The sequence below is a fragment of the Alteromonas sp. V450 genome, assembly GCF_001885075.1.
In the GTDB taxonomy this organism is placed as follows: Bacteria; Pseudomonadota; Gammaproteobacteria; order Enterobacterales; family Alteromonadaceae; genus Alteromonas.
The window spans coordinates 2,865,984-2,892,600 of the sequence record NZ_MODU01000004.1 but is presented as its reverse complement, the minus strand read 5'-3'; the positions used below and the strand labels follow the sequence as shown (position 1 = coordinate 2,892,600).

The following is a 26,617-nucleotide window of genomic DNA, read 5'->3' as shown; positions in this document are numbered from 1 at the left end:
TGATCAACTGTGCTAACGACTCGTCGCCATTGGCACGCTGTCTGCAAACACCGGCGAACGTTACCGGTGAGTCAGATGGATAAGCAGCAAATTATTGTTAATTGCCTTTAACGCCTAACATGTGACATATAGCGTAGCTCAGCTCACAGCGGTTAAGGGTATAAAAATGAAAATGCTTAACGCCCTCTTTGGCCAGTACTTTTACCTGATCCATCGCAATATTGGCGCCAATAAGGTTACGTGTCGCTTGGTCGTCTTCGTCTAAACCATCAAACATTTTATGCAACCAGCCAGGTACATGAACGTTGGTAAAACCCGCAAATTTCACTAGCGTTTGGTAATTAGTGACAGGTAGTATGCCTGGCACAATATCTAAATCAACGCCTGCAGCTGCCGCGCGATCTCTGAAGCGTAAATAAACACTGGTATCAAAGAAAAACTGCGTAATTGCTTCTGTTGCGCCAGCTTCTGCTTTTCTTTTTAAGTTAAGTAAATCGAACTGTGCGTTTGGTGCTTCTGGGTGCTTTTCTGGATAAGCTGCTACCGAAATATCAAAGTCGGCAACGTCTTTGAGCAATGTCACTAAGTCAGAGGCATACATCTCGGTTTTATCAACGCCTTGTGGTAAATCGCCGCGTAACGCGACAATACGACGAATGCCAGAATCCCAGTAGTCTTGCGCTATTTGCTTCAACTCCTCGCGGCTAGCGTCTACGCATGTAAGATGAGGCACTGCCGCTACACCAGTTTGTTGCTGAATGCGTTTTACAACGTCGTGCGTTCTATCTCGCTCTCCGCTATTGGCACCGTAGGTGACCGACATATAACTTGGTTTCAAAGGTGCAAGACGCTCAACCGATTTCCAAAGCGTTTTTTCCATTGCTTCAGATTTTGGTGGAAAGAATTCAAAAGAGACATCTATATCACGCAGTTCCGATAGGGACTGATTTAAAGCGTCGATACCTTGTGCGTATGAAACCATGTTTTTTCTCTACTCTGATGAGGTAATGTCTTTATAGACGTTTAGACGTCTAAATTAAATAATATATGTCTAGACGTCAAGAGGTTTACACTGCTCAATTGACCTTTTCGTCAACTTGTTTAGAATTTCCAGTCATAACATAAATAAGAGTAGACCGAGTTAGCAAAATGGCAGAATGGAACGGTAAATACATACACCCCTACGCGGAGCATGGTAAAAAAAGTGAGCAAGTTAAAAAGGTCACGGTTTCTATCCCAATTAACGTGTTGAAGGCATTAACAGATGAGCGTACTCGTCGCCAAATAAATAACCTGCGTCACGCAACCAATTCAGAATTGTTATGCGAAGCTTTTTTACATGCGTTTACCGGACAGCCTTTGCCAAACGATGATGACCTTCGCAAAGACAATCCTAATCGTGTGCCTGCTGAAGCGCGACGCATAATGGAAGAAATGGGCATTGATCCTAGCTTTGAAAATGACGTGAGTGACGAATAGCAATCATTAAATTCTGTCAAAAAAAGGGCGCGAATTAAGGTATTAAAACGCGCCCTTTTCCACCGTAATTAATGAAGTTTATTGCGGTTCTGGTGACTCCGGTATACGGGCTACTCCAGACGCTATTGCCGCTTTTGATACAGCGCTAGCTATACGTTCACACAAACGAGGATCCATTGGTTTCGGAATGATGTAATCTTTGCCGAAGCATAAGCTGTCACTCTTACTCGCGGCCAGTACTTCTGCGGGCACCTCTTCTTTCGTAATTGCACGCAACGCTTCAACAGCTGCCACTTTCATCTCATCATTAATAGCGGTCGCCCGTACGTCTAACGCCCCGCGGAAAATAAAGGGGAAACACAATACATTGTTGACTTGATTAGGGTAATCTGAGCGGCCTGTCGCCATAATTAAATCTTTTCGTACCTCATGCGCAAGCTCTGGTTTAATCTCAGGGTCGGGGTTTGAGCAAGCAAAAACAATAGGGTTATCGGCCATTAAGGCCAATGTTTCTGGCGGAAGTAAATCTGGACCAGACACACCTACAAAAATATCCGCACCTTCCATAACATCTTCTAGTGTGCGTTTATCTGTATTATTAGCAAACAGCTTTTTGTGTTCGGTCAAATCATCGCGACGAGTATGAATAACCCCTTTTCTATCTAGCATGTATATTCTTTCGCGTTGCGCACCGCATTTTATAAGTAACTCCATGCAAGCTACCGCTGCTGCACCCGCTCCCATGCAAACTATTTTCGCGCTTTCGATGTTTTTTCCCTGAATTTCTAACGCATTTAGCATACCCGCCGCGGTAACAATGGCCGTGCCGTGCTGGTCATCATGAAAAACCGGAATGCTGCAGCGCTTAATCAACTCTTGTTCTATTTCAAAACACTCTGGCGCTTTAATATCTTCAAGATTAATGCCGCCAAATGTATCCGCTATATTTGCGACAGTATTAATAAATTCCTCTGTCGTTCTATGTTTGACCTCTATGTCTATCGCGTCTAATCCAGCAAAGCGCTTAAATAAAAGTGCCTTCCCTTCCATCACAGGTTTAGATGCCAAGGGGCCTAGATTACCAAGCCCTAATATTGCAGTACCATTACTGATAACAGCAACCATATTGCCTTTGGCGGTATATTTATATGCATTATCTGGGTCTTCGGCAATTTCTCTTACGGGTTCAGCAACTCCTGGGCTGTAGGCAAGTGCAAGGTCATCCACACTGTCAGCTGGCGTAGAAAGTTCAACGCGGATTTTTCCTGGAGTAGGCTTAGCGTGATAGTCGAGTGCGCGTTGTCTAAAGTCTGACATGAAATATCGTATCCTTTGAAGTAGGGTTCATTGGTTTGCTGTTTGTGCCACGCATCTGCATCTTGTTGCTTTTATTTTTGAGTCTTAATTAACGCAAATTACTGGCTTAAACGCTGCTGTTGTGTGTTAAATTTGTACCACTTGCTGCAAAGTGCTTCTGAAAAATCAGTATTATTCATAAAAGTGATAGTGGCTATTAACTTACTGATTGTAACTCTATCACAGCCTATCATCGTGTACATATCTGATCAGAATCTTTAGTATTCAATGTAGGTGAGCAGTGCTGATTAGACCAGTAAATAAACGCTATAATTGTCATTCATTAAAATGATGAGTTTTATTTCATACATACGAATTGTGTATTTGATTTAATGTTAGCGCAAAATCAACTGAATGAATTTCGATGCGATGCAAATTATGAAGAGGAATTGCTATTGACCGAGCGAAGGCTTATCGAAGTGTTAACAGAAGTATGTGAAGAAGCCAAAAACGATGATGTCGGGTTTATATGGCTAACACATTTTGGTCACTGGCGTTCACCAGAAGTTATTGCGGTATTTAGTCGTGAGTCGGATAAATTGAACGCTAGTACAAATAAATGGAATATAGACTTCATAAATAAAGTGAATATTGCAGTTGAAAGTATTAAAGCGATACCTCAATCGATTTCTTTTACCAGCGAAGAAGCGTGTAAAAAACAAAGCAAAGGCGATTGGGAAAGGCACTTTGATAGTGTACGTGTTGTAAGGCATTGATTATGGCTTTAGAACCAAAAAAAGCGCCATATAGGCGCTTTTTTCGTTTTTGATGATATCAGGCTTACTTTTTACCCAACGCACCAAAACGCTTCTTGAAGCGGTCAACACGACCACCAGTGTCAACGTTACGTTGCTTACCAGTGTAGAATGGGTGGCATGAAGAACATACGTCTAGGTTGATGTCTTTACCCATAGTAGAGCGGATCTTCATTACGTTGCCGCAAGAGCACGTTGCTGTAATTTCAGCGTAATCAGGGTGGATACCTTGTTTCATGGGATTACCTCACATTATAAGGCCGTATCGCTATACAACCCGAAGTTGCACACCATACGTTACTTAATATTCAAATGATAAGTGGTTTAAATAACAACCTATCGCAAAAGAGCGGCGCATAATAATGTATGCGTGCCCGGCGATCAAGCGCTTTGTGTACACAGAACGCGCAAAATGCTGATTAACCTACAAGGGTAAGCATGAAAGGTGTGATTACAGTGAGGTTTTAATTATCATAGCAAAAACACACATTATTTTGCCACCGAGTTGCGAAGAGATATGAATTCATGACCCTGATTCTTGTTGCTGTTCCTGCACCACTAAGACAGCTTTTTACCTACACCCACCCAACGCCATTAATGGCTGGGGTGAGGGTAACTGTGCCGTTTGGGCCAAGGCAGCTTGTTGGTGTTGTGATAGACGGTCAGGCGTCAGAATCAACACTCAATATGACAGCGGAACAAAGGTTAAAGTTAAAATCGATTGTCGATGTATTAGATACTTCTCCGGTATTAGATAACAGTCTTTTGAAAATGGCCAAATGGTTGTGGCAATACTATCATCATGCACCCGGTGAAGTTGTGCATGCGATGCTTCCTGTTTTATTGAGAAAAGGTGAATCGGCCCAGCCAATAAAGGAAGACGTGTTGGCGCTTACTGAGAAGGGACAAGCGGCCCATGAGGCAGACCTTGCTAGAGCACCTAAGCAACAAGCATGCTTTATCGCACTGTTGTCAACGTCCTTGATTGCGTCAAACGCGCGTAAACTTTATGGTGCCCCCGCGGTAAAGGCGCTTCAAGAAAAAGGGTTAGCCTACATACGTGCGGATGCTCCCGAGTTTTCAGAATCTGGCTGGTTATCAACGCTGACCATAGGCGATAAACCAGTCCCTGATACCGAGCAAGCAATTGCTATAGCCACTATAAACCGGCAGCACGGCGGCTTTGCCGTCAGCTTGCTAGAGGGCGTGACCGGAAGCGGCAAAACGGAAGTGTACCTTCAAGCAAATTCTTATCTTGGTACCTGAGATTGGCCTTACGCCTCAAACAGTGTCTCGCTTCGAAACGCGCTTTGCAATTGAGGTGGGGGTGTTGCATTCTCAGCTTTCCGACAAGGCTCGATTTCGCGTGTGGCAACGCGCAAGTGCAGGCGAATTAGGTATTATCATCGGTACGCGATCAGCAATATTTACGCCGTTGAAGAACCCGGGCATGATCATTGTTGATGAAGAGCATGACGAGTCTTTTAAACAGCAGGATGGCTTGCGCTACCACGCAAGAGATCTTGCTTCAATGCGCGCTAAAGAACACAACATACCCCTGTTATTGGGAAGTGCTACACCATCACTTGAGACACTCAATAATGCCTTGTGCCAACGTTATACGCATTTACAGCTAACAAAACGGGCAGGGGGGGCGCAAAGCACACATCAGCACATTTTAGACGCAAGAGATCAACCTCTCCACCATGGCATTTCGCAAGGGTTACTCAAGATAATGCGCCAACATCTGGATGTTGGCAATCAGGTACTGGTGTTTGTGAATCGAAGAGGTTACGCGCCTGCACTGCTGTGCCATCACTGTGGACACACTGCCACGTGTCAGCGATGTGATAAACCCTACACCGTACATAAAACAATGAATCGGTTACAGTGCCACCACTGCGGCAGTATGCGAGCCATACCGCGTCAGTGCGAGTCTTGCTGTAGTAACGAACTGGTTACTGCAGGTACGGGAACTGAGCAAGTAGAAGAAGGGTTGGCCGCGCTATTTCCAGGTGTAAAGCAAGTACGTATTGATAGTGATTCTGTGCGAGGAAAAGATAAGCTGAACAATACACTTGACGCGATAAACAGACAGGAATATCAGCTGCTCGTAGGTACGCAAATTCTCTCAAAAGGGCATCATTTCCCTCATGTTACCTTGGTTGCGGTACTTGATTGTGACGGTGCACTTTTTAGCGCAGATTTTCGTGCGTCAGAGAAGCTTGCCCAGCTTGTAACACAATTGGCGGGAAGAGCCGGCCGTGCGAGTAAGCCTGGAGAAATGTGGCTACAAACGCACAACCCTCAACATCCGCTACTACAAGATTTAGTCAATAATGGATACGGTCATTTTGCACGACATGCGTTGCTTGAAAGAAAAGCAGCAGGGTTACCTCCATACATTAGTCAGTTCGTTATTCGTGCAGAGGCGACAGAAAGCCGATTGGCATTTAACTTTTTGCAGGATTGCAAAGGTATATTTGCTAATGATGAGTCTGTCAGTATTTCTGGGCCTTTTCCTTGCTTGATAGAAAAGCGCCAGGGACGTTTTCGCTATATGCTCATCTGTAGCCACGCAAAGCGCGCACCTTTACACGGTGCATTGCGGCAGTCTTTGCCTTTCATACAGGCGTTAAAGCAGGCGCCCAAGGTTCGCTGGTCAATAGATATAGATCCGACGGATTTCAGTTAGCTTGTTGTGAAGCAATGCGTTAACATTTACGCGTGAAATGATGTCTCCTCACAAACAATCATAAAAAGTAGGAATATTGCTTAGTATGGCCCAACGCGATTATGTCTCTCGTGGACGCTCTCCCCAAAAGAAAAAAAATGCCACTAGAGGGAATAAACCATCTGGAAATAATCAAGCTAACGCATCCCCTTCGGGCAAGCTACCTGTTGTTCGATTAGTAGGAGTGTTTGCGCTTGTTGTTGGGTTCGGAGTATTTCTATGGTCGATTAAGGACAATGTTGAAGAAAATGTCGACGTCCAAACTGCAAGGCCAGTAGCGCCGAGTGAAGAGGCACTTCCAGAGCTTCCTGAAGAAGAGTGGGAATACATTAAAACGTTGCCTGGTTATGAAGTTGAAGTAGACGTAAAAGCACAGGAAAAATCTGACAAGCGGTATCTTATGCAATGCGCTTCGTTCAGAACTCGCGCGCAAGCAGAAGAAATGAAAGCGAAGATTGCGTTTCAAGGTTTAGAAGCCCTTATAAGGCATAGCTCTGGTAGCAATGGCGATTGGTTCAGAGTAATTTTGGGTCCTTATGAGTCTAAACGAGATGCTGAAAAAGCTAAGCATAGCCTGCGCAAAGTGAACATTGCGACTTGCCAAATCTGGTACTGGAACTTGTAGACATTGTTGCTACATCGTTCGTTGACAGAAAAGTAAGGACGAGTGCAGTACATGAGGCTTTTAGATATAGGTAACCTAGCAACAAAGAGTGCCCTTAAATTCAGGGGGAGCACTCCTGTAATACCTACAGCAACCTCAAGGAATGGGGGGCTTACGCGTAAACAGGGTATTAATTGCTATTATCACGCGATAAGTTCCAATTCATGGCAACCTAGGTTTGTAACAATGGTTGTCACTTTCTTTATTCAATTGCACATGTTTTATTCGGCGGTAAAACACGTAGAAGCCAATATCTAAAGCAAAGCTGCGACATGGTGTGTGCATAGCCCCTCAAGCCTTTACGTACGTTAGTGTAAAGGGCACATTATTGTATTTTACCCTTGAAATTAAAAAGCCTTCCCCCACTTATTTGTTATTGAATTATTACGTTGCTGCCTTAGTTACGTCAAAGGCTATACTTATAACGCAGCAGCGCCCAGCAGAACGGGGAATTAACGTGACAACGATTGTATCAGTACGACGTGGGAATCAGGTGGTAATGGCTGGTGACGGACAGGTATCACTGGGCAACACCGTAATGAAAGGTAACGCACGCAAAGTGCGCCGTTTGTACCACGACAAAATTTTAGCAGGCTTCGCTGGTGGAACGGCCGATGCATTTACGCTATTTGAGCGTTTTGAAGCAAAGCTTGAAGCGCATCAAGGCCATTTAACCAAGGCGGCGGTAGAGCTCGCCAAAGACTGGCGAACTGATAGAGCACTTCGTAAACTGGAGGCATTGCTTGCCGTAGCCGACGAAACCGCATCGTTTATTATCACCGGAAACGGTGATGTTGTGCAGCCAGAACAGGATCTTATCGCGATTGGCTCTGGTGGTAACTACGCGCAAGCCGCAGCTACAGCACTTCTTGAAAATACAGAGTTGAGCGCGAAAGAAATCGCTGAAAAAGCGTTGACCATAGCGGGTGATATTTGCGTATTCACTAACCATAGCCAAACGGTTGATGTACTAGATTACTAAGTAATAGCTGAATGCTGTTATCTGCTTGCTGTCGCTCATAGGAATACGAGTACGGCAAGCGCTGTTAGAAAAGGGTTTATTCATGTCTGAAATGACACCAAGAGAAATTGTTCACGAGTTAGACCGTCATATTATCGGTCAACAAGATGCCAAGCGCGCTGTATCTATTGCACTTCGAAATCGCTGGCGTCGTATGCAGCTAGAACCTGAGCTGCGCCAAGAAGTTACACCAAAAAATATTTTGATGATTGGCCCTACGGGTGTAGGTAAAACTGAAATTGCTCGCCGTTTAGCAAAACTTGCGAATGCGCCATTCATCAAAGTTGAAGCAACAAAGTTCACTGAGGTGGGCTATGTAGGTAAAGAAGTAGAAACGATTATTCGTGATCTTGCTGATATTGCGGTGAAGATGACGAAAGAAAACGAAATGAAAAAAGTGAAATTCCGCGCAGAAGAAGCTGCGGAAGAGCGCATTTTAGACGTTTTGCTCCCTCCACCAGAAGATGCATGGGGCAATAAAGAAAACGTTGAAGATCGCGGCACGCGCCAAGCATTCCGCAAAAAGCTTCGTCAAGGCGAGCTGGACGACAAAGAGATCGAAATTGATGTAGCACTGCCGCAGGTGGGCGTAGAAATTATGGCGCCTCCAGGTATGGAAGAAATGACTAATCAGCTTCAAGGCATGTTCCAGAACTTGTCGGGCTCGCAAAAGAAAAAGAAGAAGCTGAAAATTAAAGAAGCGTTCAAACTGCTTATTGAAGAAGAGGCGGCACGCCTTGTGAATCAAGAAGATTTGAAAGAAAAAGCCATTGAGTCGGTTGAGCAGCACGGTATTGTATTTATCGACGAAATTGACAAAATCTGTAAGCGCGAGGGTAACTCATCGGCCGATGTGTCTCGCGAAGGTGTTCAGCGTGACCTGCTTCCACTTGTGGAAGGTTCAACGGTATCAACAAAACACGGCATGGTTAAAACCGACCATATCTTGTTTATCGCTTCGGGCGCATTCCAAATGAGTAAGCCGTCAGACCTTATTCCAGAGCTTCAGGGTCGTCTTCCTATCCGCGTTGAGCTATCTGCCCTTAAAGTCGGTGACTTCAAGCGCATTCTTACCGAGCCAAATGCATCGTTAACCCATCAGTACATTGCGCTAATGAAAACAGAAGGCGTGGATATTAGTTTCGATGACTCCGGCATTCAGCGCATTGCTGAAGCAGCGTGGCAGGTAAACGAGCGCACCGAAAACATTGGGGCTCGCCGTTTGCACACCGTACTTGAGCGCCTCATGGAAGATATCTCGTTTGACGCCTCAGAGAAAAGCGGGGAGTCGTTCGTTATTGATGCAGACTACGTTAACAGCCATCTGGAAACGCTGGTGGATAACGAAGATCTTTCGCGTTTCATCCTTTAATTTTAAGCTTTTTTGCAATGTGAAACACCCAGCGGTTTGCTGGGTGTTTTTGTGAAAAGCTAATAATCTGCGGTAATACCCTGCTGTTGTGCTTGCTTTACAACAAGTCTTGATAAAGCGTTCGAAAGCAACCTGCTATAAGTGCTGAGCGACTGTCAACATTAAGTTTTTTGTAAATGTTGGCACAGTGAAATTTAACGGTTCGTTCGCTTATAAAAAGCTCATTAGCAATAACTTTATTTGAGCTTCCTTCCATAATTTTATAGACAACCTGTAATTCCCGCTTCGACAAACAGGTTATTGGAACAGCCTCTAAGCTCGGCGTTATGCCAAGTGTGCCAATTCGCTCACGTTCTTGAGCGGTCATTAAGCTCGTATTTTCACGTATTTCATGTGTGGTCATTGGTATTCTCCGTATGGTTCAGTGGTAATTTGCCCTTGTACTTCCGTGGGTGAGTTAAAGTAAAGTTTGCCGTTTTTTAAGTGATAAACTTTGTCTGCAACGGCGATTGTCTGTGGACGGTGAGCCACAATAATTCGTGTGATTTTCAATGTGTTTAGATGCTGATTTATGCGAGTTTCGTTAACAGTATCTAAATGACTGCTCGCTTCGTCTAAGAACAAAATGTCAGGCGACTGGTATAAAGCGCGGGCTAGTAAAATACGCTGGCGTTGCCCTCCACTTAAGCTGCTTCCCATATCTCCTACCAAAGAGTGGTATTGCATAGGCATCGCTATGATTTCTTCATGAATACAGGCTAACTGCGCAGCGGTCACTATTTTTTCTAAGTCAGGTGCACTGTCAAAGCAGCAAATATTTTCTGCGATTGTGCCACTAAGACATGAGTCGTCTTGTAACACGGCTGCAACTTTCGGTGGACGTTTTTCGTTATAGAACATTGTTATGCTGCCGCTCGTCAGGGTATACAGTCCCATTAAGCATTTCAGTAACGTGCTTTTACCCGTGCCACTTGCACCTACTATTGCAATACTTTCCCCGCGCTTAACAGATAAATTCAGCGCGTCAACAACCAACTCATTGGCAACGCTAAATTTGAAGCTTATTTGTTCAGCAATGAGAATGGGATGCGCATCAGTATGCGCTGGTACCAGAGCACTATGGCAATTGGAAAGGCCTAATTTACGTGTTACGAGCCTATTTTTTGCTTGCTTGGTGAGAAGAATGTCGCTGACACGGTCAAAGTGAACGTTGAGCATCTTGTAAGAGATAAGGCTGTTGATAACGCCATTGATAGCGTTAACGAAGCGGGTTTTATAAGCAATAAAGGCGAGTAGCATACCGATGGTCAAAGTGTGTTCCATGGTAAGCAGCGCGCCAATATACACAACTAAAAGGTTCTCAACAGCGAATAAAAACTGATTCGCTATGCTGCTGCCAATATTAATTTTGCCCAGCAGAACATCTTTGTTAAGCATAGCAACAAGCTTATTTTGCCAATGGCTTAACCGATGCGCCTCTTGTTGATATACCCTTACAGGCATGACCGCTCTAACGGTCTCCATAAAGTAGCTTTGTTCATTCGCCGATAGAGCAATACGCTCAGTGGTTATCCGCTGCATAAACGGCAGTATTACCGACTTTATGCACAAACTTACGACAATGAGTGCCAAAACGACAAGAGTAAGCTTGATGGAATAAATCGCCATGACTGTGATTGTTAACACGGCCATTATTCCATCTAATATAGCAGAAACGACCCCAGTGGTAAGAAACTCTCGAATATGGCTTAGCGAGCTAAATCGCGAAACAACATCACCTACATGGCGATTGCTAAAATAGTCTAAAGGAAGTGAGAGCAAATGTTTGAATACTGATGACGACAAGTGTAGTTGAAGTCGAGTCGATACCGACAAAATGATGATTTTTCTCAGTGCCGCGGTAGCACATTCAATAATGAGAAGCAGCCCAAAGCCAATAGCAAGAGTGTGTAGTAGTGCGTCATTGTTGTAAATCAAGACATCATCTACCACAGTTTGCAAGTAGTAGGGTGAGGCAATGGCTAGTACTTGAAGTACAATTGAAAGCGAGAGCAATACAATTAAACTGTGCTTCATTCCGGCACTGTTGTTTAAAAAACTGGAAAAGCTAATCTTCCTCCCAGCGGGGCGGGGAGCAAAGTCAGTTGTAGGGCATACTTCTAGAGCGATACCGGTAACATGTCGAGAAGCTTCTTCAAACGACAGCACTCTTTTCCCTTGAGCGGGATCATTGATCTCAATCTGGTCATTGCTTACTGCCGCTAGAACAACAAAATGGTTTAAATCCCAATGAATGATTGCAGGCAGCGTGATCTGGGATAAATCTTCCAACTCGACTTTAATCGCTCGGCTACGAAAGCCTAGATGATGTGCCACCGTTATGATGTCTTTTAGCGTAGTACCACGTATGCTTACCGGCGATATCTGCCGCATCATGTTGAGGTCGCGTTTGTCACCATAAAACTGTGCGATCATAGTAATACATGCTAGCCCGCACTCTGCAGCCTCGCTTTGTAAAATACAGGGCACGCGCTTGAACGTTGAAAAAATGTCTCTTGCAAGAGTATTTTGTGCGTTAATTGTTGTCACAATTTGCCCCGTATACTATACAGTGGCTCAAGTAGCCATTCGATTAAGGTTCTTTGGCTCAAAAGGACATCTGCTGAAAAGGTCATCCCGGCTTTAAGTGTTAAAGCTTTACCGTACGCAGATATTTCATTGGTATTGAGTTTTGCCGTTACAACGTAGGATGGTTCTTGAATTAAGATGGGTGCATCGACGAGTTCCCCAGGTAACATCATTGTGGGTGAGACACTAACAACCTCGCCCAAATGAGTGCCAAATTTCTGATAAGGAAACGCGTCGTAGCGAATTTTTAACGATTGCCCTACATCAATAAATCCAGCATTACTGACGGGTATTACGATTCTTGCAAACATTGCCGCGTTTTGCGGGAGTACCGTCAACAAAGGACGTTTACCATCTACGATATAGCCTACTTTGACATTCAAACCCGACACCACTCCACCATGCGATGCGTAAATCGTTTTTTCTTCCGCGTTTTTTTGAATGATGATGCGCCTGCGGATATCACTCAGTTTATTTTCAATGTCGCTGAGCTCATTTGCATGCCGCTGGGGAAGAGATGAAACCTTTTGAGATAACGACTTCAGGTGTAGGCGCGCTTTCTCTCGCTCTTGTTCGGCACGCTTTAACTGATGTGTCAGTGAAAGAACCCTGAATTCTTCATCGTCAATATTTTTTTGGCTTGCAAAGCCGGCTTTCTTAAGGCGAGTCTGCTGATCCAAGCGACGGTTAGCAAGTGACCATTGCTGCTGCGCAAGTTGAACAAGCGTGTCTAGTTCCTCAAGTACGCTTTTCGCATTACTGCGTTCGGATGAGAGCTGCATCCTTTCTAGTGTATGCAGCTCTCGAAGACGCATTAAGCTTTGCATTGTTCGTGCTTCTGTCGCTTTTAATTCCTCAAATACAAAGGTATTGGCTGAACCGTTTGTATCTTTATCTCGATAGCTGATAGTAACAAGTGGGTCGCCTTTGCTAACCTTTGCTCCATTTTCCACATGTACGGCTGTTACTTCTCCTCGCTGTGAATGTGAGAACAACTTAAACATGCCTGTTTTAGGTTCTAACCATCCTTGTACAGACGTTTTACGAGGATATTGACCGACACTAATGTAAATAATTGCTGCCGCAAGCCAAACCACAAACATTCCTGTAAGCAGTGAATATATAGGGGAGGGCGAAAGCAAAATATTCCCATGACTATTACTTGTCGGTCTGTTTACCACCTCCGTTCTAAATAATCCTTTTCTCATTTGTGCGTCCCTATCGTTTGTTGAAAAGATCAGCCGTAAATTACGATCTTGAATTAAGGTATCTGACGCTCATTCCTTGTGAGCTCGTCATCCTTGGCATCGTTATCCCTGACACCTCCTTTGCTACGATCAGATACCTTGTGGTCATCAAAACTGCGGTGACAAATAGTAATTTATTGATTACGAACGGAAGGTGGAGATAAGAAGGCGCCCATTTCTAATACGCTGAGCGTAAAAGTCTATCAATGGCTCAGTTTTGGAAAGAATTGACCCAAAATTAGAATTGATTTGACACAAATAAGTCTGCAAATAGGTGCATTAAGTCATAGAACTGCACAAAGAGTGTGCTATAAAAGTGAGAGAAATATGTAATTAATGGCGATAACAGCAATAAGAAGGACGTACTATGTTCGTACCCAGCATACTCTTAAAACAACTCTACACACGTGCAAGCTTAACTAAAACAGATAAAGGGCTTTCCTTTTCGCTTAAAAATCGTTTGAAAGATGCCACAATTAAAGAGGTAAAGTGGATTTCGTTAGATGGGGAAAAGATACCGAATGAAAAAGTCACGCTTCAGTTAACTGCGGATGACAGTATTTCCGCAGAAGCATTAAATGCCTCTGAAGGCAAAGCCTTCGGTCTACGACAAACCATTACGGTTCATTTGGATATTGATAAAGCGCCTTGTCCTGAGAAAAGAAAGCTGGGTATATGCTTTTCTGCTTCGCCTTTTGGGAAACTAAAGTTTGAGGTTGAGGATAATATTTCCCCACCCGGTCAACGAAGCGCCAGTATTCCTCGTGATGATATGGATGACTATGCTGAAGAAATTATAAAAACACGTCAGGCATATTTTGAAAGTGCGACTGGGAAAAAGGTGAATCACGTTGGTAAGTATTCTATCGACCCCACTACCCTTCAAGGGAATATCGAGCATTTTATTGGCGTAGCACAAGTGCCTATTGGCGTAGCAGGGCCGTTGAAGATTAATGGTGAGCACGCACAAGGGGAGTTTGTTGTTCCACTTGCGACTACCGAAGGCACGTTGGTCGCATCTTATAATCGAGGAATGAAACTGCTAAATATGAGTGGCGGTGTAACTGCTACGGTGGTTGATGATGCGATGCAACGTGCACCTGTATTTATATTTGAAAACGCCCGTGGAGCACGTGACTTTGTTAAGTGGGTTAAAGATAACTTTGAAAAAATAAAAGAGGAAGCAGAAGCAACGTCAAGTATCGCTAAACTCACATATATTGATCATTTTCTTTCAAATAAATTTGCTTTCCTCAGGTTCAACTATAAAACTGGTGATGCCGCTGGGCAAAACATGGTAGGCCGAGCAACGTTCGCCGCGTGCGGATGGATACTGGATAATTACCAAGGTATTGAAAACTTCTATTTAGAGTCTAACTTTGCGACAGATAAAAAAGCGTCGCAAATAAATATTATGCGAACACGGGGTAAACGCGTTACCGCTGAAGCGACAATTAAGCGAGAGCATCTTCTAGAAGTTATGCGCGTCGACCCTAAACAAATAGATTATCATGGCCGAGTTGCCGGTGTTGGCTCGTTTTTATCGGGGGTAAACAACACGGGTCTGCATTCACCCAATGGCATTACCGCCATGTTTATAGCTACAGGCCAAGATGTGGCAAATGTGTCTGAGTCCTCAGCCGGTATGATGTATTCCGAATTAACTGAAGAAGGGGATCTGTATGTTTCAATCACTATCCCCTCGCTTATTGTCGCTACATACGGCGGTGGTACAGGTATTGGTACGCAGCGGGAGTGCTTGGAATTGCTAGACTGTTATGGCCGTGATCGCGTTTACAAGTTTGCTGAAATCGTTGCCTCGGTGGTACTGGCTGGCGAATTATCGCTAGCATCGGCAATTAGTTCATCAGATTGGGTATCGTCACACGAGCAATACGGGCGAAACCGATAAAAAGAATAGATTTCCTAACTAAAAGCAAAGGGGCTTCACATAATGTGAAGCCCCTGTTGGTTTAGCGCTTGTTGGATTAATGCTCCCAATGATAGTGGTGCGCTTTCGCTTCCACTTCATCTGCCGTTTGTTGCGGCATAAAGGTGGCATTATCTTTTTCAAAGAAGAACGGCTTGCGTTTTTCTTTGCTGCCCACTTCGTTCATGGTCGCCGACTCATAAACGCGACCATTAAGTACGGTGTATTCGACGAATTCACTTTTTCTAATGTCGCTAAGTACGTCGCCATCAATGACTACTAGATCTGCAAGTTTACCTTTTTCGATACTGCCAAGATCTTTGCCCATACCTAAATGTTTAGCGCCATCTATAGTACCACCGCGTAGCGCTTCCCAAGGCGTGAAGCCACCTTGCTCCATGATCCACAGCTCCCAGTGAGCAGCTAAGCCTTCACGCTGTCCGTGCGCACCTATATGTACACTAACGCCATTATCTCGAAGTTCTTTGGCGTAGCTTGCTACGTTTTGGTGATTGTATTGATTTTCTGGTGCAGTAGGCCTGCGAATAGCGCGACTATCTAGAATAGTCGATGGGGTATAACGAAGAAGACGTGGGTTCTTCCACACTTCTGTTTTATCGTACCAGTACTCTTCACCCATCATGCCGCCGTAGGATACAACAAAGGTTGGCGTATAACCGAACTCGGTGGCTTTCCATAGCTGCGTGACATCGCTGTAGCCTTTTTCTACAGGAATGCTGTGCTCAAGACCAGTGTGCCCATCTACCAGCATGGTCAGATTCTGTTGAAGCTTACCGCCCCCTTCAGGCACAACCATCATCTCTTGGTTCTTTGCCGCCCACAGTACCTGTTGACGCTGATCACGACGCGGCTGGTTGTAGCTTTTCACCGAAATAGCCCCGGCTTCTTTTAGGCGCTCTACGTGGAAATAAGCATCTTCATAATTATTGATGATTGCTTTGTAACCCAGCCCTTCTGCACCGTATAAAATAGTGCCGGTGGAGTAAATTCGCGGCGCAACAATATCGCCTTTACGCTGTAGTTCAGCCGCAGCAAATATTTCCGTTGTGTCGTTTGATGGGTCGTGAATTGTTGTTACGCCGAATGACACATTCGAGTACTGACTCCAGTTCTGCTGCGGAATAATCTCGTTACGGCCTTGCGAGCCGTGAGCGTGCGCGTCTACCAGCCCAGGAATAATCGTTTTACCGGTGGTATCAATTTCTAACGCACCGTCAGGAATGCTTATGTCGCCGCGTTTACCCACTGCTTCAATGCGATTGTCTTTTATTAGCACAACACCATCTTCTATGACTTCTTGGGTATTGTCGGCATCGCGCATGGTTACTATTTTGCCGCCAACCAAGGCTTTGTAACCCGATGGTTTGTCAGCTTTGGTGGTAAACGACAAGTCCATACCTTCAGCTACCGGTTCAGGCAAGGTTTCAGACGCGCCCTCAACAAAAGCAAAGGCTTCATCGAGTGAACGGCTAAATAGCGTAGGACCGTTAAACCAGCTAAGAGTTTTGTTGTCAGGCGACCAGGTTAGGTATTCACCCGCGCGGCTTGAAAGCTGGGTTACTGGCAGTGAGGTCATATTCGGACCTATGGTAATACGCTTACCATTTTCAACAAATGGCGCTACATAAGTTTTGAATTGGTAAACAAACGCAACCCATTTCTTGTCGTGTGAAAGTTTGTACTCACTTACCTTATTTGCACCGTAAAGGTGGGTTCGCTTGTCGTTACCCTTAAGGTTGACGCTAGAAAGCTGAGTTTCGTAGTACGCCTCGCCGCCCGCTGATTCGGTGAAATAAACTCGGTCATCGCTTCCCGCGAAATGCGCGTTGTATCCGCCATCAGACACTTTTTCTACCGTATCTTCTTCAAGGTCTGCGACATAAATACCTGGTTCAACCGAGTACTTAGGGTCTAGCAAGTAGCCGCCGGTAAATTTTCGGAACACCACTTTTTCGCCATCGGCAGAGAACGAAGGTTCAATGTAGTGACCTGGCTGCTGGGTAATCACCTTTCCTTTGCCGCCTCGTGCAGAAACTACGCGAACGGTACCTAGGTCTTGGTCATTCCAGGTGGTATAAACAATCGACTTTCCGTCGTTAGAAAAGCGCGGATAGTACTCGTCATGGTCGTTTTGTTTCGTTAAACGCTTAATTTTGCCAGATTTAACGTCGCGCACATAAAGTTTACCTAATGCTTGGAAAAGTACGGTCTTACCATTAGGCGACATTTGAGACCAGCGGATCATGCGAACGTCAAATTCATCAGGGGCTACATCAACGTCAAAGCGCAGCGCATCTGCGAATTTCACCGTACCTTCAACAGTTACGTCCATGGTGCTGGTGGTTTTATCTTTCACGTTGATAGTGTGGAACTTACCGCCTGTCCAATATACGATTTTGCTGCTGTCCGGCATCCAGTCGAAGTAGGCAAAGTAGCCTTCCGAACCAAAGCCTTCCTGCATATCTCGCTCTAGTTCCAACGTCAGCGGTGTTTCAACGCCTGTCTTAATGTCTTTAATGAAAAGCGCGGTTCTATCTTTAACGCGACGAACAAAAGCAATGTATTTACCGTCCGGTGAAGGGGTAGGGACTACCGCACCGCCTGTACCGCTGATATAGCGGCTCTCTTCGCCGGTTTCGCGGTCGTAGCGAGTGATAGCAAAAATGCCTTCTAGTGGGTCGCGGTTATATTCAAAGCGTGCGCCCGGAACGGTATTTTCGGTAAAGTAAATGTATTTGCCGTCATGAGAAAATACAGGGTCCGCAATGTTTTGTTGGTCGCGCTTTCCGCTTTTACGGGCTTTAATTTGTAGGCCGTCACCACCTGATTTGTGGTACATCCAAATCTCGCCCGCCGGAATACTACGGCTAGACATAATGCCTTTGGTAACCACTAAGTATTCGCCGTCGGGGCTCCACTTTGGAGAGTGGATAAGATTGCTTTTCTCTCTTGTTACCTGACGAAGATTACTGCCATCAATGTCCATAACCCATACATTGCTTAACCCATCTTTATCTGAGATAAATGCGATTTGCTTGCCGTCGGGAGAAATCGACGGATGAATATTCCAGGCGAAGTCTTGTGTTAGCGGCGTCGCATCGCCGCCACTCATACTCACTTTGTACAAGTCGCCCAGCATGTCAAAAACCATAAATTTGCCGTTTGGAGCAACGTCTAAGCTCGACCAGGTGGTTTCGTTTGTCTTAATGGTGACTTCGTTTAGTGCATAAGGTGGGTTATTAACGTCCCACTTTTCGACTTCGGATTCTGTTTTTTCTTCACTGTCGTTGTGGGCGTATAGAGTAGGTGCGACGCCCAAGCCCAGGGCGCTTACTAGCGTGATGGCCAGTAAACTTTTCTTTGTCGTTATCATAATTATGTTTCCAACCGCTTGTTATTTATTTTCTGTCTACATCAGAGTACATGAGTTAACTTCAGACGTGCACTCTCAAATTGTAAACTTGGCGTTAAGTCTACTGCAAAACGCAAAAAGTTCATTCAGCTAATGCGACTGCCTCTACAAATTTAACGTTTAACAAACACACCATCATTTTCAGTGATGCTTGTGTATTACAGTAATAATCGCTAATTTCATAACAAGTTATTAACAATGATTGTGTGGGAATTATCGTGAGCAACGCTGAACATCAATTGCATTACTCTACCTGTACGCTTTGTGAAGCGATGTGTGGTATTGAGGTTGTAACGAAAGGCCGTCAAATATTGTCAGTAAAAGGGGATAAAGATAACCCATTTAGCCAAGGCCATATTTGCCCAAAAGCCAGTGCGTTAAAAGATTTGTACGACGACCCTGATCGCTTGAAGCGCCCAGTTAAAAGAGTAAAAATTGACGGAGAAGACAGCGCCTGGGAAGACTGCACCTGGGAAGAGATTTCGTGGGACGAAGCCTTTGACTTGGTCGCAAGCAAGTTGCATCACATCCAGAACGCGCACGGCAATAACGCAGTGGGTGTATATTTGGGAAACCCTAATGCGCACAATATGGGCTCAATACTGTTCGGACCTTATTTTTATCGAGCTCTTAAGTCGCACAACCGTTATTCCGCTACATCTGTTGACCAACTGCCGCATCACATTGTAAGTAGACGGCTGTTTGGGCATATCTCTCAAATCCCCATTCCTGACATCGACCACACGCAGCATTTCATGATCATTGGCGGAAATCCGCTGGCTTCAAATGGCAGCATTATGACGGTGCCAAACGTGAAAAAGCGGTTGAAGGGCATTCAAAACCGCGGTGGTAAAGTCATCGTTATCGATCCAAAGCGCAGTGAAACTGCCGATATCAGCTGTGAGCACTACTTTATACGTCCAGGCAGTGATGTGCTGTTGCTACTTGCTATGCTGCATGTACTGTTTGAAAAGCAGCTATTCAAAGTGGATGAAATTTTACCTTATGCTGAGGATATTAAGGAGGTTGAAAAATACGTACGCGAGTATTCACCACAAAAGGTGAGTGAGTTCACAGGAATTTCGGCTTCGCATATTACTCAGCTTGTTTTGGATTTCTGTAATGCTGAGTCTGCGGTTTGTTACGGCAGAATGGGAGCTAGCGTGCAGGCGTTTGGCACGCTTACTCAGTATCTCATCATGCTGTTTAACATGCTTACTGGGAATTTGGATAAGCAAGGTGGCATGATGTTTACTCAGCCAGCTGCCGATGTACTGCCAGTTTCGGGTAGAGGCAGCATGGGCGATTTTACCTCTCGTGTAAGAGGGCTCCCGGCGTTTGCGGGTGAATACCCGGTAGCATGTTTAGCTGAAGAAATCTTAACCCCAGGAGAAGGGCAAATTAAGGCCATGGTAATTGGTGCTGGTAATCCCGTGGTCACTACGCCAAATGCAGAACAACTTGATGAAGCCTTTTCTCAACTCGACTTTATGGTTGCAGTAGATTTCTATGTTACCGAAACCTCACGTCATGCTGATGTCATTCTTCCGCCAGTAACTGCGCTAGAGCGCGACCACTACGATATTGTTTTTCATAATTTTGCGGTGCGTAATTTTGCTAAGTATTCGGAAGCCGTCGTGGACATTGATGAAGATCAGCTTACCGATTGGCAAATTTATTTGTCTTTGGCTGAAAGACTCGACGCGCTAAACGGCAAAGGTACCACTCACTATGCGGCACTTTGGGATAAGCAGCCTAGAGGCGTGGTTGACGATTTATTGCAAGCTGGGCTGTATGGTCGAAGAGCAAACGAAAACAGAGATGTTCAGGCTAACTCAAATCAAACTTCACCCGACATTCCCGCAGAAGGACTGTCGATTGAAATGCTTAAAGCACACCCTCACGGAATTGACTTAGGGCCGCTACAGCGTTCCTTGCCTCATGCTTTGTTCCATGAGGATAAGAAGATCCACTTAGACTTTGATTACTTCATGGCTGATTTAGACAGGGTTAATACGCATTTTTTTGGAAATGCGAACCATGCTACGCAACAAAATCAGTCCGTTGTTTTGATAGGGCGCCGGCACATTAAAACCAATAATTCGTGGCTGCATAACAGCCCGCGTATGGTGAAAGGTAATAACCGTTGTACGCTGCAGCTGCACCCTGACGACGGGGTTAAATACGGCATTGAAGATGGTGACAGCGTAAGCGTGAAATCGCGAGTGGGCCAGCTAACTATTGAGGCTGAGATTACAGATGCAATTATGCCCGGTGTGGTGTCTATCCCGCATGGATGGGGACATGACAAAAAGGGTATAAAGTTATCTGTGGCAAGTCAGCACCCTGGGGTTAACACCAACATACTTACTGACGATTTACAAATAGACGAACTGTCGGGCAATGCGGTGCTAAACGGCGTGCCTGTTGAACTGGAAAAAGTAAGTTAAGCACATAAAAAAACCGGCATTTACTTGCTAGTAAATGCCGGTTTTTGTAAGAAAGCACTCAATTAAGCACCTATTCTTAGGTCTTAGGTCATAGTAACGAACTCTTCAGCACTGGTAGGGTGAATAGCGACACAGGCGTCAAAGTCAGCCTTTGTTGCGCCCATTTTAATGGCAACAGCAAAACCTTGCAGAATTTCATCCATGCCGTGGCCGATACCGTGAAGGCCTACTACTTTTTCGTCTTTTCCGGCGCATACCAGCTTCATTTTAGTCATTTGACGATGGCGCGTTACCGCCGTGTACATAGACGCAAAACTAGAGGTATATACTTTAATGTTGTCCTCACCATATTCCTCAGCGGCTTCTGGCTCAGTAAGGCCAATTGTGCCAATAGGAGGGTGACTAAACACGACAGTAGGGATCAGTGAGTAATCCATATGCGCTTCTTTTTGGCCGTTGAACAAACGCTCGCTAAGCAAACGGCCGGCTTTTACCGCCACTGGAGTGAGCTCTGCTTCACCAGTAATATCGCCTACCGCGTACACGTTTTTCGCTGTGGTGTTTTGGTATTTATCTACCTTAACTGTACCGTCATCACTTAGTTCAACATCGGTGTTTTCAATATCAATTTTGTCAGTAGAGGGCTTACGGCCAATGGCCCAAATAAGACAGTCAGTTTTTAGTACTTCACCATTGGTTAAGTGTACTGATAGCTCTCCATCATCAACTTTTTCTACTTTTTCAACGCTTGCGTGATTATGTAATTTACAACCCTCCGCGTGGATCATGTCCACTAAGGTTTCGTGAATGAGCGGGTCGAAATTTCTCAGTGGCGCATGCTTGCGAACTATCAGGTGCGATTCTGTGCCAAGGGCGTGAAGTACGCCGGCCAGCTCAACCCCAATGTAACCAGCACCCACCACAACAGCGCGCTTAGGTTGCTCTTTAAGCGCAAAGAAACCATCAGAATCAATGCCGTATTCGGCACCTTCAATATCGGGGATGATTGGACGACCGCCAACAGCAATCGTAATATGATCAGCCGTGTATTTTTCGCCGTTAACTTCTACCGTGTTGTTATCGATAAACTTCGCGAAACCGCGAATTAAGGTCACGTCGTTCGCAGTAAGAACGCGGTCGTAAGACGCGTGAATACGTTCAATATAAGCCTGACGGCTGGCAATAAGGCTGTCCCAGCTAAAGTGATTTACCGACAAGTCAAACCCATACTCAGGGGCATAGCGATGGATTGCTTCAGCAACCTGAGCGCCATACCACATGGCTTTCTTAGGCACGCACCCAACGTTTACACAAGTACCACCAATGTCTTTTGCTTCAATAATGGCAGCTTTTTTTCCGTGTTTTGCGGCGCGGTTTGCCGATGCAATGCCGCCGCTTCCGCCACCAATACAGATATAATCAAAATGTGTCATACAAAAAACCTTGTTTGTCATTAGACGAAATTTGAGTTGCGTACAAACAGCTTACTACGGCAACGTTTACTTTTCTTCTGCGAATTACCAACAAATTAATATGCTCTTCTAATTATCCAACACGCTCTAGAAGATGATGCTTTTTTTTACTCGTTGTTATGTAATGGGGGCACTAAAAAGCAAACCAACCCTCAGGCAGCGAAGGCTAGTTTGTTATCTATGCGGACCGTTGCTATACCGATGTTAGGAGGAAAAAGTTTATGTATTCGTTATATTCGCTAAATCTTCTGGTTCTATTTGAATGCTGAATGCTTTGCCACGCTCTTCTTCAAACTGAACGAGTTTCTGTATGGTTGCCTCGTTAAGCACATGCCCCTCGGGCAGGATCAAAATATGACTATCATTATAGAGATTCTGTGCGAGTACCATTCCAGCTTTCAACTGGGTGGCTTTTAACGAAGTAGACAATAGTTTAGATGTTGTGACATCTTCTGCTTCAAGTAGTAGATCTAAAAACTCTCCGTCATATCGAGTGTTGCGATGTTTCTTCATTTCAAACTTCGCATCTCTTGGGCTAAGTTCTACACCACTCATACGTCCGGTAACTAAACGCCAATAGTCTCTTGAAATCGCAAGTATTCGTGCACCAACAGGAATTTCTTTGGCGACTTTGTTGTACAAACCAGAGCCGTTGTAATGCTCAAACTGAAACTCTATGATATCCGACACATGCTGTAATTCATGGGCCGGAGCGAGTATAAGTGAAGCCTGCTTGGTTTGTGATAAGTAGTTTTGTTGCTGCTGATATTTTAGTTTTGAAAAAGGCGCTAAAAAGTCGTCGGTTTCAAGACCTAGTAAACCTAGCTCACAAATCAGTCCCGCGTAACGAATTTGTTTAATTTCTTGTTTGTCCAGCCTGGCAATGCGTGCGAGCTTCGAAGCCAGTTCACTGACTTCAATGGCAAATTTGCCGTTGATATTGGGATTAATACTGATAACGTTAAAAAGCACCTGCTCCATTGCAGTGTTATGCTTCTCAATTTTGTTCAATGCCGCTTTGATTTGCCGGGTGCGCTTCTGCACCATTTGTTCTAATGATGTATTTACGTCTTTAAGTTTTTTGTTTTGTAGTTTAGTCAGTTTTTGCAAACGCAAATTTTCTGCTTTCAGTTTAACGCGCTCTAAACCTTCTTCAACAACGGAAATGAGTTCTTGGTTCTCCCATGGTTTTTGAAGATAGCGATGGATTTTACCCTGATTAACTGCTTGTATTGTCGATTCAATGTCGGCGTATCCTGTTAGCACAACCCGAAACGTTTCGGGGTATTTTGTTGCTACTTGCTCGAGCAGTTCTGCACCAGACATCTGCGGCATCTTCATATCGGAAATGACAACATGTACCTCATTATTCGCCATCAACTCTAAGGCTTTTGCGCCACTATCGGCAAGCAATAACGTTATGTCCATCGTGAAGAGTGCGCGTTTTATAGCGCGCAGAATATTTGGCTCATCGTCAACGAATAGCACCGTGTAGGTGGTATTATTCTCTGTAGTAATTTCTGCCATAAACTGTGATCCTTGCGCGCTATTTAGTTATCTTAAGGCTGTTGTTCAACATCGTCGTTTTTGAGAGGGATTGCTAAAGTAAAACAGCTACCTTCCCCTTCTCTGCTTGTTGCGGTCAGGTTACCACCATGTTCTTGAGCAATACCAAAAGATATAGACAAGCCCAACCCCGTGCCTTGCCCTTCAGGTTTAGTTGTAAAAAATGGATTAAAAAGCTTGTCTAAATGACTGGCGGGAATACCGCAGCCAGTGTCTTCAATACGCAACTCAACGAATCCATTTACTGTGCAAGTAGTGATTATTATTTTTCCATTTTTTCCTGTACTTTCAATGGCCTGACCTGCATTGATAAGTAGGTTGGTAATTACTTGCGATATTTTGCCTACATTAATAGTTACATCGGGTACGTTACCTAAATGTGTTTCTACAGTACAAATATATTTCAATTGGTTATTAACCATAGCGAGTGTAGTTCGTACACAATCATTAATATTGTGATTTTGCATTTCATCACTATCTACTCTAGAAAAGAGCTTTAGGCCTTTGACAATTTTTGCCACGCGATTAAGCCCTTCTTTTGAGTCGTTTAGCAAATCACTAATATCCTCATTGATGAATGCCATGTCTTGGTTAGATAACATATTTCTCAAGTCTTCAAGCGCTGTTTCTTTCCCCTTATCTGTTTGGCTTTTAAGCACCACGTCTATTTGAGAAAAAATCATCTGGTATGTGGCGACATAGTCACTAAGGGTAGATATGTTGCTGCCAACAAAACCAACCGGGTTATTTATCTCGTGCGCAACCCCCGCCGCTAACTGACCGACTGATGCCATTTTTTCTGCCTGCAGTAACTGTACTTGGGTCTCTTTTAAATCTTTGTTTGTTTCTTCTAACTGGAAATTCTTTTTGTTCAACAGCGCCGTTCTGTCTTGTACTTTCTCTTCCAACAAAACGTTAAGTTCTTGAAGTTCATCTTGTACTCGCTGACGCTGCCCGTACTCTTCTTTTAAACGTTCTACTAAATGATTGAATGCTTCCGCGAGTTCGCTTAGTTCATCCTTGCCTCTTACCGGTACGAATACATCTCTATAGTTATTATTTTCTATTGCTTCGCCTAAGTGTTTTGCCCCTTCCCGTAGCTGTTGCAGCTGAGACATTAAATACGAGCCGAGTAAATAAGAACAAAGACCAACTAACACAAACTCGAGTAAAGCGAGGGTGATAGTCCATTGTTTTACTCTGGATACAGATTCGGTGACTGACGCAATATTCAACCCAATTTCTACATAGCCATACAATGTGTTGTTAACCATAATAGGCGCTCGCGCATCAAACACCCCATCATCTGATTCAGACACTGTTTTATCTGCTTTGAATGGTCGGTCTAATGCATCTTTGTTGCCTTTTTGTACGAAAATACTGCCCGTTTTGTCGAGCACTTTTACGTAGGCAATATTTGGGTTAGTGAGTATTTCCGACACGTCTGCATCGAGCGAGGCCAAATCGTAGCTAAGAAACGCATTTTTTGTAGTGGAGACGAAAAGTGCGACAGTGGTATCCGCCGATTTTTTAACGCTACTGTCAACTAAGTCATTTAACAGTTGAAATACGGTAACAATAAGTACCAGTAGCAAAAGCGCTGCTATCGATGCTATACCTGTAATTGTTTTCGTTCGTAAAGACAATCGCATGCTCAACATACTCTACATATGAGGTCGTGAAATAGACGCTATTCCCAGCGCTCTGACGTCATCCCAATCACCATCTTCAGACGCAACAAATCCATTGAAATTAAGTCCATCCAAAATATAAGATTCGCCCGAATCATTGTTTATTGCGAGGAATGCTTTAAGAATAGCCTGTCTTTTGACATCCGCCATTGCTGGGTGAGTTGCGATAGCGTGAGGCGTGAAGCCTTTACTTTCCCATAGAATATGAAGGTCCTCCCTTACGTCGCTCGGTATACTCTTCAAAGTTCTGTAAATACCACCGCCAGCGTTAAAAAAATCTTGGTGTACAGCGAAATAAACCGAGTCGTGAGAGTTAACATATCTAGGGATGATTGTAACGCTGTTTGCTTTCAAGTGCGCGGAAGTGATTATGGTTGCAGCAAACGCAGCCGGGGCCGGGAATACCATTTCCATTCCATTAAGCTGTTCAATTGACGTGATGCCACTTGATTTATTCACCACAATTAATCCCTTAATCGATTTATCACTTTCTCGCACAAGGGCTTGGTAACCTGGATTAGCGCTGAAAACCGTGTAATGATAAGGATTCATATAGGCAATATCGTACTCGCCGTTAACTAGGTTTTCCTCGAACGTTGGAATGTCTTTTGCCGTGCGGAACTCGATATCAAGACCAGTATATTGCGCAATGTAGTGAATGAGTGGCTGCCATTTCTCGGCCATTTTTTTGGGTGATTGCTGCGGAACAACCGCAAAAGTCAGTGGTTTAGCTAAGCTGAACGTCGGTATTGCTATACTAAAACACCAAGCAACAAAAAAAGCACGAAAAGCCTTCATGAAAACTGCTCCCTAATCTGT

The 26,617-nt window shown here is 44.4% G+C and carries 18 protein-coding genes and 1 pseudogene; 8 read left to right on the top strand and 11 right to left on the bottom strand.

Translation table 11 applies throughout. The features are described from left to right. Positions 1-97: 97 nt before the first annotated feature. Positions 98-982, bottom strand: coding sequence for a methylenetetrahydrofolate reductase (gene metF, locus BK026_RS12570; RefSeq protein WP_071816136.1), 885 nt, complete (start codon positions 980-982; stop codon positions 98-100). 167 nt (positions 983-1,149) lie between these two features. Here metF and metJ point away from each other — a divergent pair, with 167 nt between their 5' ends. Beyond that, positions 1,150-1,479 carry a met regulon transcriptional regulator MetJ gene (gene metJ, locus BK026_RS12565; RefSeq protein ID WP_071816135.1) on the top strand — a complete coding sequence of 110 codons (330 nt, stop codon included), beginning with the start codon at positions 1,150-1,152 and terminating at the stop codon, positions 1,477-1,479. Positions 1,480-1,557: 78 nt separating this feature from the next. On the opposite strand, the gene BK026_RS12560 is transcribed toward metJ, so the two are convergent. Continuing rightward, positions 1,558-2,796 carry a malic enzyme-like NAD(P)-binding protein gene (locus tag BK026_RS12560; protein ID WP_071816134.1) on the bottom strand — a complete coding sequence of 413 codons (1,239 nt, stop codon included), beginning with the start codon at positions 2,794-2,796 and terminating at the stop codon, positions 1,558-1,560. Between the two features lie 371 nt (positions 2,797-3,167). Between BK026_RS12560 and BK026_RS12555 the strand changes: the two genes are divergently transcribed. Further along, a complete protein-coding gene (locus BK026_RS12555; RefSeq protein WP_256253796.1) occupies positions 3,168-3,551 on the top strand; it encodes a hypothetical protein in 384 nt (127 codons plus the stop codon). A gap of 64 nt (positions 3,552-3,615) precedes the next feature. Here the strand turns inward: BK026_RS12555 and rpmE are convergent, their stop codons facing one another. After that, positions 3,616-3,828 (bottom strand): 50S ribosomal protein L31, encoded by a 213-nt coding sequence (gene rpmE, locus BK026_RS12550; protein ID WP_071816133.1) that lies wholly within the window; start codon positions 3,826-3,828, stop codon positions 3,616-3,618. A gap of 287 nt (positions 3,829-4,115) precedes the next feature. Between rpmE and priA the strand changes: the two are divergent. The 4 genes and pseudogenes from priA to hslU all read left to right on the top strand — a co-directional run bounded on the left by priA (position 4,116) and on the right by hslU (position 9,381). Continuing rightward, a pseudogene (gene priA, locus BK026_RS12545) lies at positions 4,116-6,285 on the top strand (primosomal protein N'). Between the two features lie 85 nt (positions 6,286-6,370). Then, positions 6,371-6,949 (top strand): SPOR domain-containing protein, encoded by a 579-nt coding sequence (locus BK026_RS12540; RefSeq protein ID WP_071816132.1) that lies wholly within the window; start codon positions 6,371-6,373, stop codon positions 6,947-6,949. Positions 6,950-7,445: 496 nt separating this feature from the next. Beyond that, the gene (gene hslV, locus BK026_RS12535) at positions 7,446-7,970 is read left to right on the top strand and encodes an ATP-dependent protease subunit HslV (RefSeq protein ID WP_014950969.1); all 525 of its coding nucleotides are present in this window, start codon (positions 7,446-7,448) and stop codon (positions 7,968-7,970) included. Positions 7,971-8,052: 82 nt separating this feature from the next. Continuing rightward, a complete protein-coding gene (gene hslU, locus BK026_RS12530; protein WP_071816131.1) occupies positions 8,053-9,381 on the top strand; it encodes an HslU--HslV peptidase ATPase subunit in 1,329 nt (442 codons plus the stop codon). 97 nt (positions 9,382-9,478) lie between these two features. Here hslU and BK026_RS12525 read toward each other — a convergent pair whose 3' ends face one another. From BK026_RS12525 to BK026_RS12515, 3 genes are read right to left on the bottom strand one after another with little or no spacing between them, the layout of a single operon-like run. Next, positions 9,479-9,784 carry a LuxR C-terminal-related transcriptional regulator gene (locus BK026_RS12525; protein ID WP_071816130.1) on the bottom strand — a complete coding sequence of 102 codons (306 nt, stop codon included), beginning with the start codon at positions 9,782-9,784 and terminating at the stop codon, positions 9,479-9,481. Beyond that, positions 9,781-11,970, bottom strand: coding sequence for a peptidase domain-containing ABC transporter (locus tag BK026_RS12520; protein ID WP_071816129.1), 2,190 nt, complete (start codon positions 11,968-11,970; stop codon positions 9,781-9,783). The genes BK026_RS12525 and BK026_RS12520 overlap by 4 nt, the downstream gene beginning before the upstream one ends. Then, positions 11,967-13,217 carry an HlyD family secretion protein gene (locus BK026_RS12515; RefSeq protein WP_071816128.1) on the bottom strand — a complete coding sequence of 417 codons (1,251 nt, stop codon included), beginning with the start codon at positions 13,215-13,217 and terminating at the stop codon, positions 11,967-11,969. The genes BK026_RS12520 and BK026_RS12515 overlap by 4 nt, the downstream gene beginning before the upstream one ends. A gap of 811 nt (positions 13,218-14,028) precedes the next feature. On the opposite strand from BK026_RS12515, the gene BK026_RS12510 reads away from it, so the two are divergent. After that, positions 14,029-15,168, top strand: a complete 1,140-nt coding sequence (locus tag BK026_RS12510) for a hydroxymethylglutaryl-CoA reductase (protein ID WP_256253936.1) — start codon at positions 14,029-14,031, stop codon at positions 15,166-15,168. A gap of 76 nt (positions 15,169-15,244) precedes the next feature. Here the strand turns inward: BK026_RS12510 and BK026_RS12505 are convergent, their stop codons facing one another. After that, positions 15,245-18,580 carry an amidohydrolase family protein gene (locus BK026_RS12505; RefSeq protein WP_071816126.1) on the bottom strand — a complete coding sequence of 1,112 codons (3,336 nt, stop codon included), beginning with the start codon at positions 18,578-18,580 and terminating at the stop codon, positions 15,245-15,247. 257 nt (positions 18,581-18,837) lie between these two features. Between BK026_RS12505 and BK026_RS12500 the strand changes: the two genes are divergently transcribed. Continuing rightward, on the top strand, positions 18,838-21,069 hold the full coding sequence (locus tag BK026_RS12500; protein ID WP_071817637.1) for a molybdopterin oxidoreductase family protein: 2,232 nt from the start codon (positions 18,838-18,840) through the stop codon (positions 21,067-21,069). Positions 21,070-21,152: 83 nt separating this feature from the next. Here the strand turns inward: BK026_RS12500 and gorA are convergent, their stop codons facing one another. The 4 genes from gorA to BK026_RS12480 form a co-directional block, all read right to left on the bottom strand. After that, on the bottom strand, positions 21,153-22,502 hold the full coding sequence (gorA, locus tag BK026_RS12495; protein ID WP_071816125.1) for a glutathione-disulfide reductase: 1,350 nt from the start codon (positions 22,500-22,502) through the stop codon (positions 21,153-21,155). A 258-nt stretch (positions 22,503-22,760) separates the two neighbouring features. Then, positions 22,761-24,068 (bottom strand): response regulator, encoded by a 1,308-nt coding sequence (locus BK026_RS12490; protein WP_071816124.1) that lies wholly within the window; start codon positions 24,066-24,068, stop codon positions 22,761-22,763. Positions 24,069-24,100: 32 nt separating this feature from the next. Continuing rightward, positions 24,101-25,759, bottom strand: a complete 1,659-nt coding sequence (locus BK026_RS12485) for an ATP-binding protein (RefSeq protein ID WP_071817636.1) — start codon at positions 25,757-25,759, stop codon at positions 24,101-24,103. Between the two features lie 12 nt (positions 25,760-25,771). Continuing rightward, the gene (locus BK026_RS12480; RefSeq protein ID WP_071816123.1) at positions 25,772-26,596 is read right to left on the bottom strand and encodes a phosphate/phosphite/phosphonate ABC transporter substrate-binding protein; all 825 of its coding nucleotides are present in this window, start codon (positions 26,594-26,596) and stop codon (positions 25,772-25,774) included. Between the last annotated feature and the right edge of the window lie 21 nt (positions 26,597-26,617).

Coding starts and splice junctions, on each gene's coding strand:
- metF (WP_071816136.1), bottom strand. CDS start 982: ATGGTTTCATACGCACAAGGTATCGACGCTTTAAATCAGTCCCTATCG.
- metJ (WP_071816135.1), top strand. CDS start 1,150: ATGGCAGAATGGAACGGTAAATACATACACCCCTACGCGGAGCATGGT.
- BK026_RS12560 (WP_071816134.1), bottom strand. CDS start 2,796: ATGTCAGACTTTAGACAACGCGCACTCGACTATCACGCTAAGCCTACT.
- BK026_RS12555 (WP_256253796.1), top strand. CDS start 3,168: ATGTTAGCGCAAAATCAACTGAATGAATTTCGATGCGATGCAAATTAT.
- rpmE (WP_071816133.1), bottom strand. CDS start 3,828: ATGAAACAAGGTATCCACCCTGATTACGCTGAAATTACAGCAACGTGC.
- BK026_RS12540 (WP_071816132.1), top strand. CDS start 6,371: ATGGCCCAACGCGATTATGTCTCTCGTGGACGCTCTCCCCAAAAGAAA.
- hslU (WP_071816131.1), top strand. CDS start 8,053: ATGTCTGAAATGACACCAAGAGAAATTGTTCACGAGTTAGACCGTCAT.
- BK026_RS12525 (WP_071816130.1), bottom strand. CDS start 9,784: ATGACCACACATGAAATACGTGAAAATACGAGCTTAATGACCGCTCAA.
- BK026_RS12515 (WP_071816128.1), bottom strand. CDS start 13,217: ATGAGAAAAGGATTATTTAGAACGGAGGTGGTAAACAGACCGACAAGT.
- BK026_RS12510 (WP_256253936.1), top strand. CDS start 14,029: ATGGATGACTATGCTGAAGAAATTATAAAAACACGTCAGGCATATTTT.
- BK026_RS12505 (WP_071816126.1), bottom strand. CDS start 18,580: ATGATAACGACAAAGAAAAGTTTACTGGCCATCACGCTAGTAAGCGCC.
- gorA (WP_071816125.1), bottom strand. CDS start 22,502: ATGACACATTTTGATTATATCTGTATTGGTGGCGGAAGCGGCGGCATT.
- BK026_RS12490 (WP_071816124.1), bottom strand. CDS start 24,068: ATGGCAGAAATTACTACAGAGAATAATACCACCTACACGGTGCTATTC.
- BK026_RS12485 (WP_071817636.1), bottom strand. CDS start 25,759: ATGCGATTGTCTTTACGAACGAAAACAATTACAGGTATAGCATCGATA.
- BK026_RS12480 (WP_071816123.1), bottom strand. CDS start 26,596: ATGAAGGCTTTTCGTGCTTTTTTTGTTGCTTGGTGTTTTAGTATAGCA.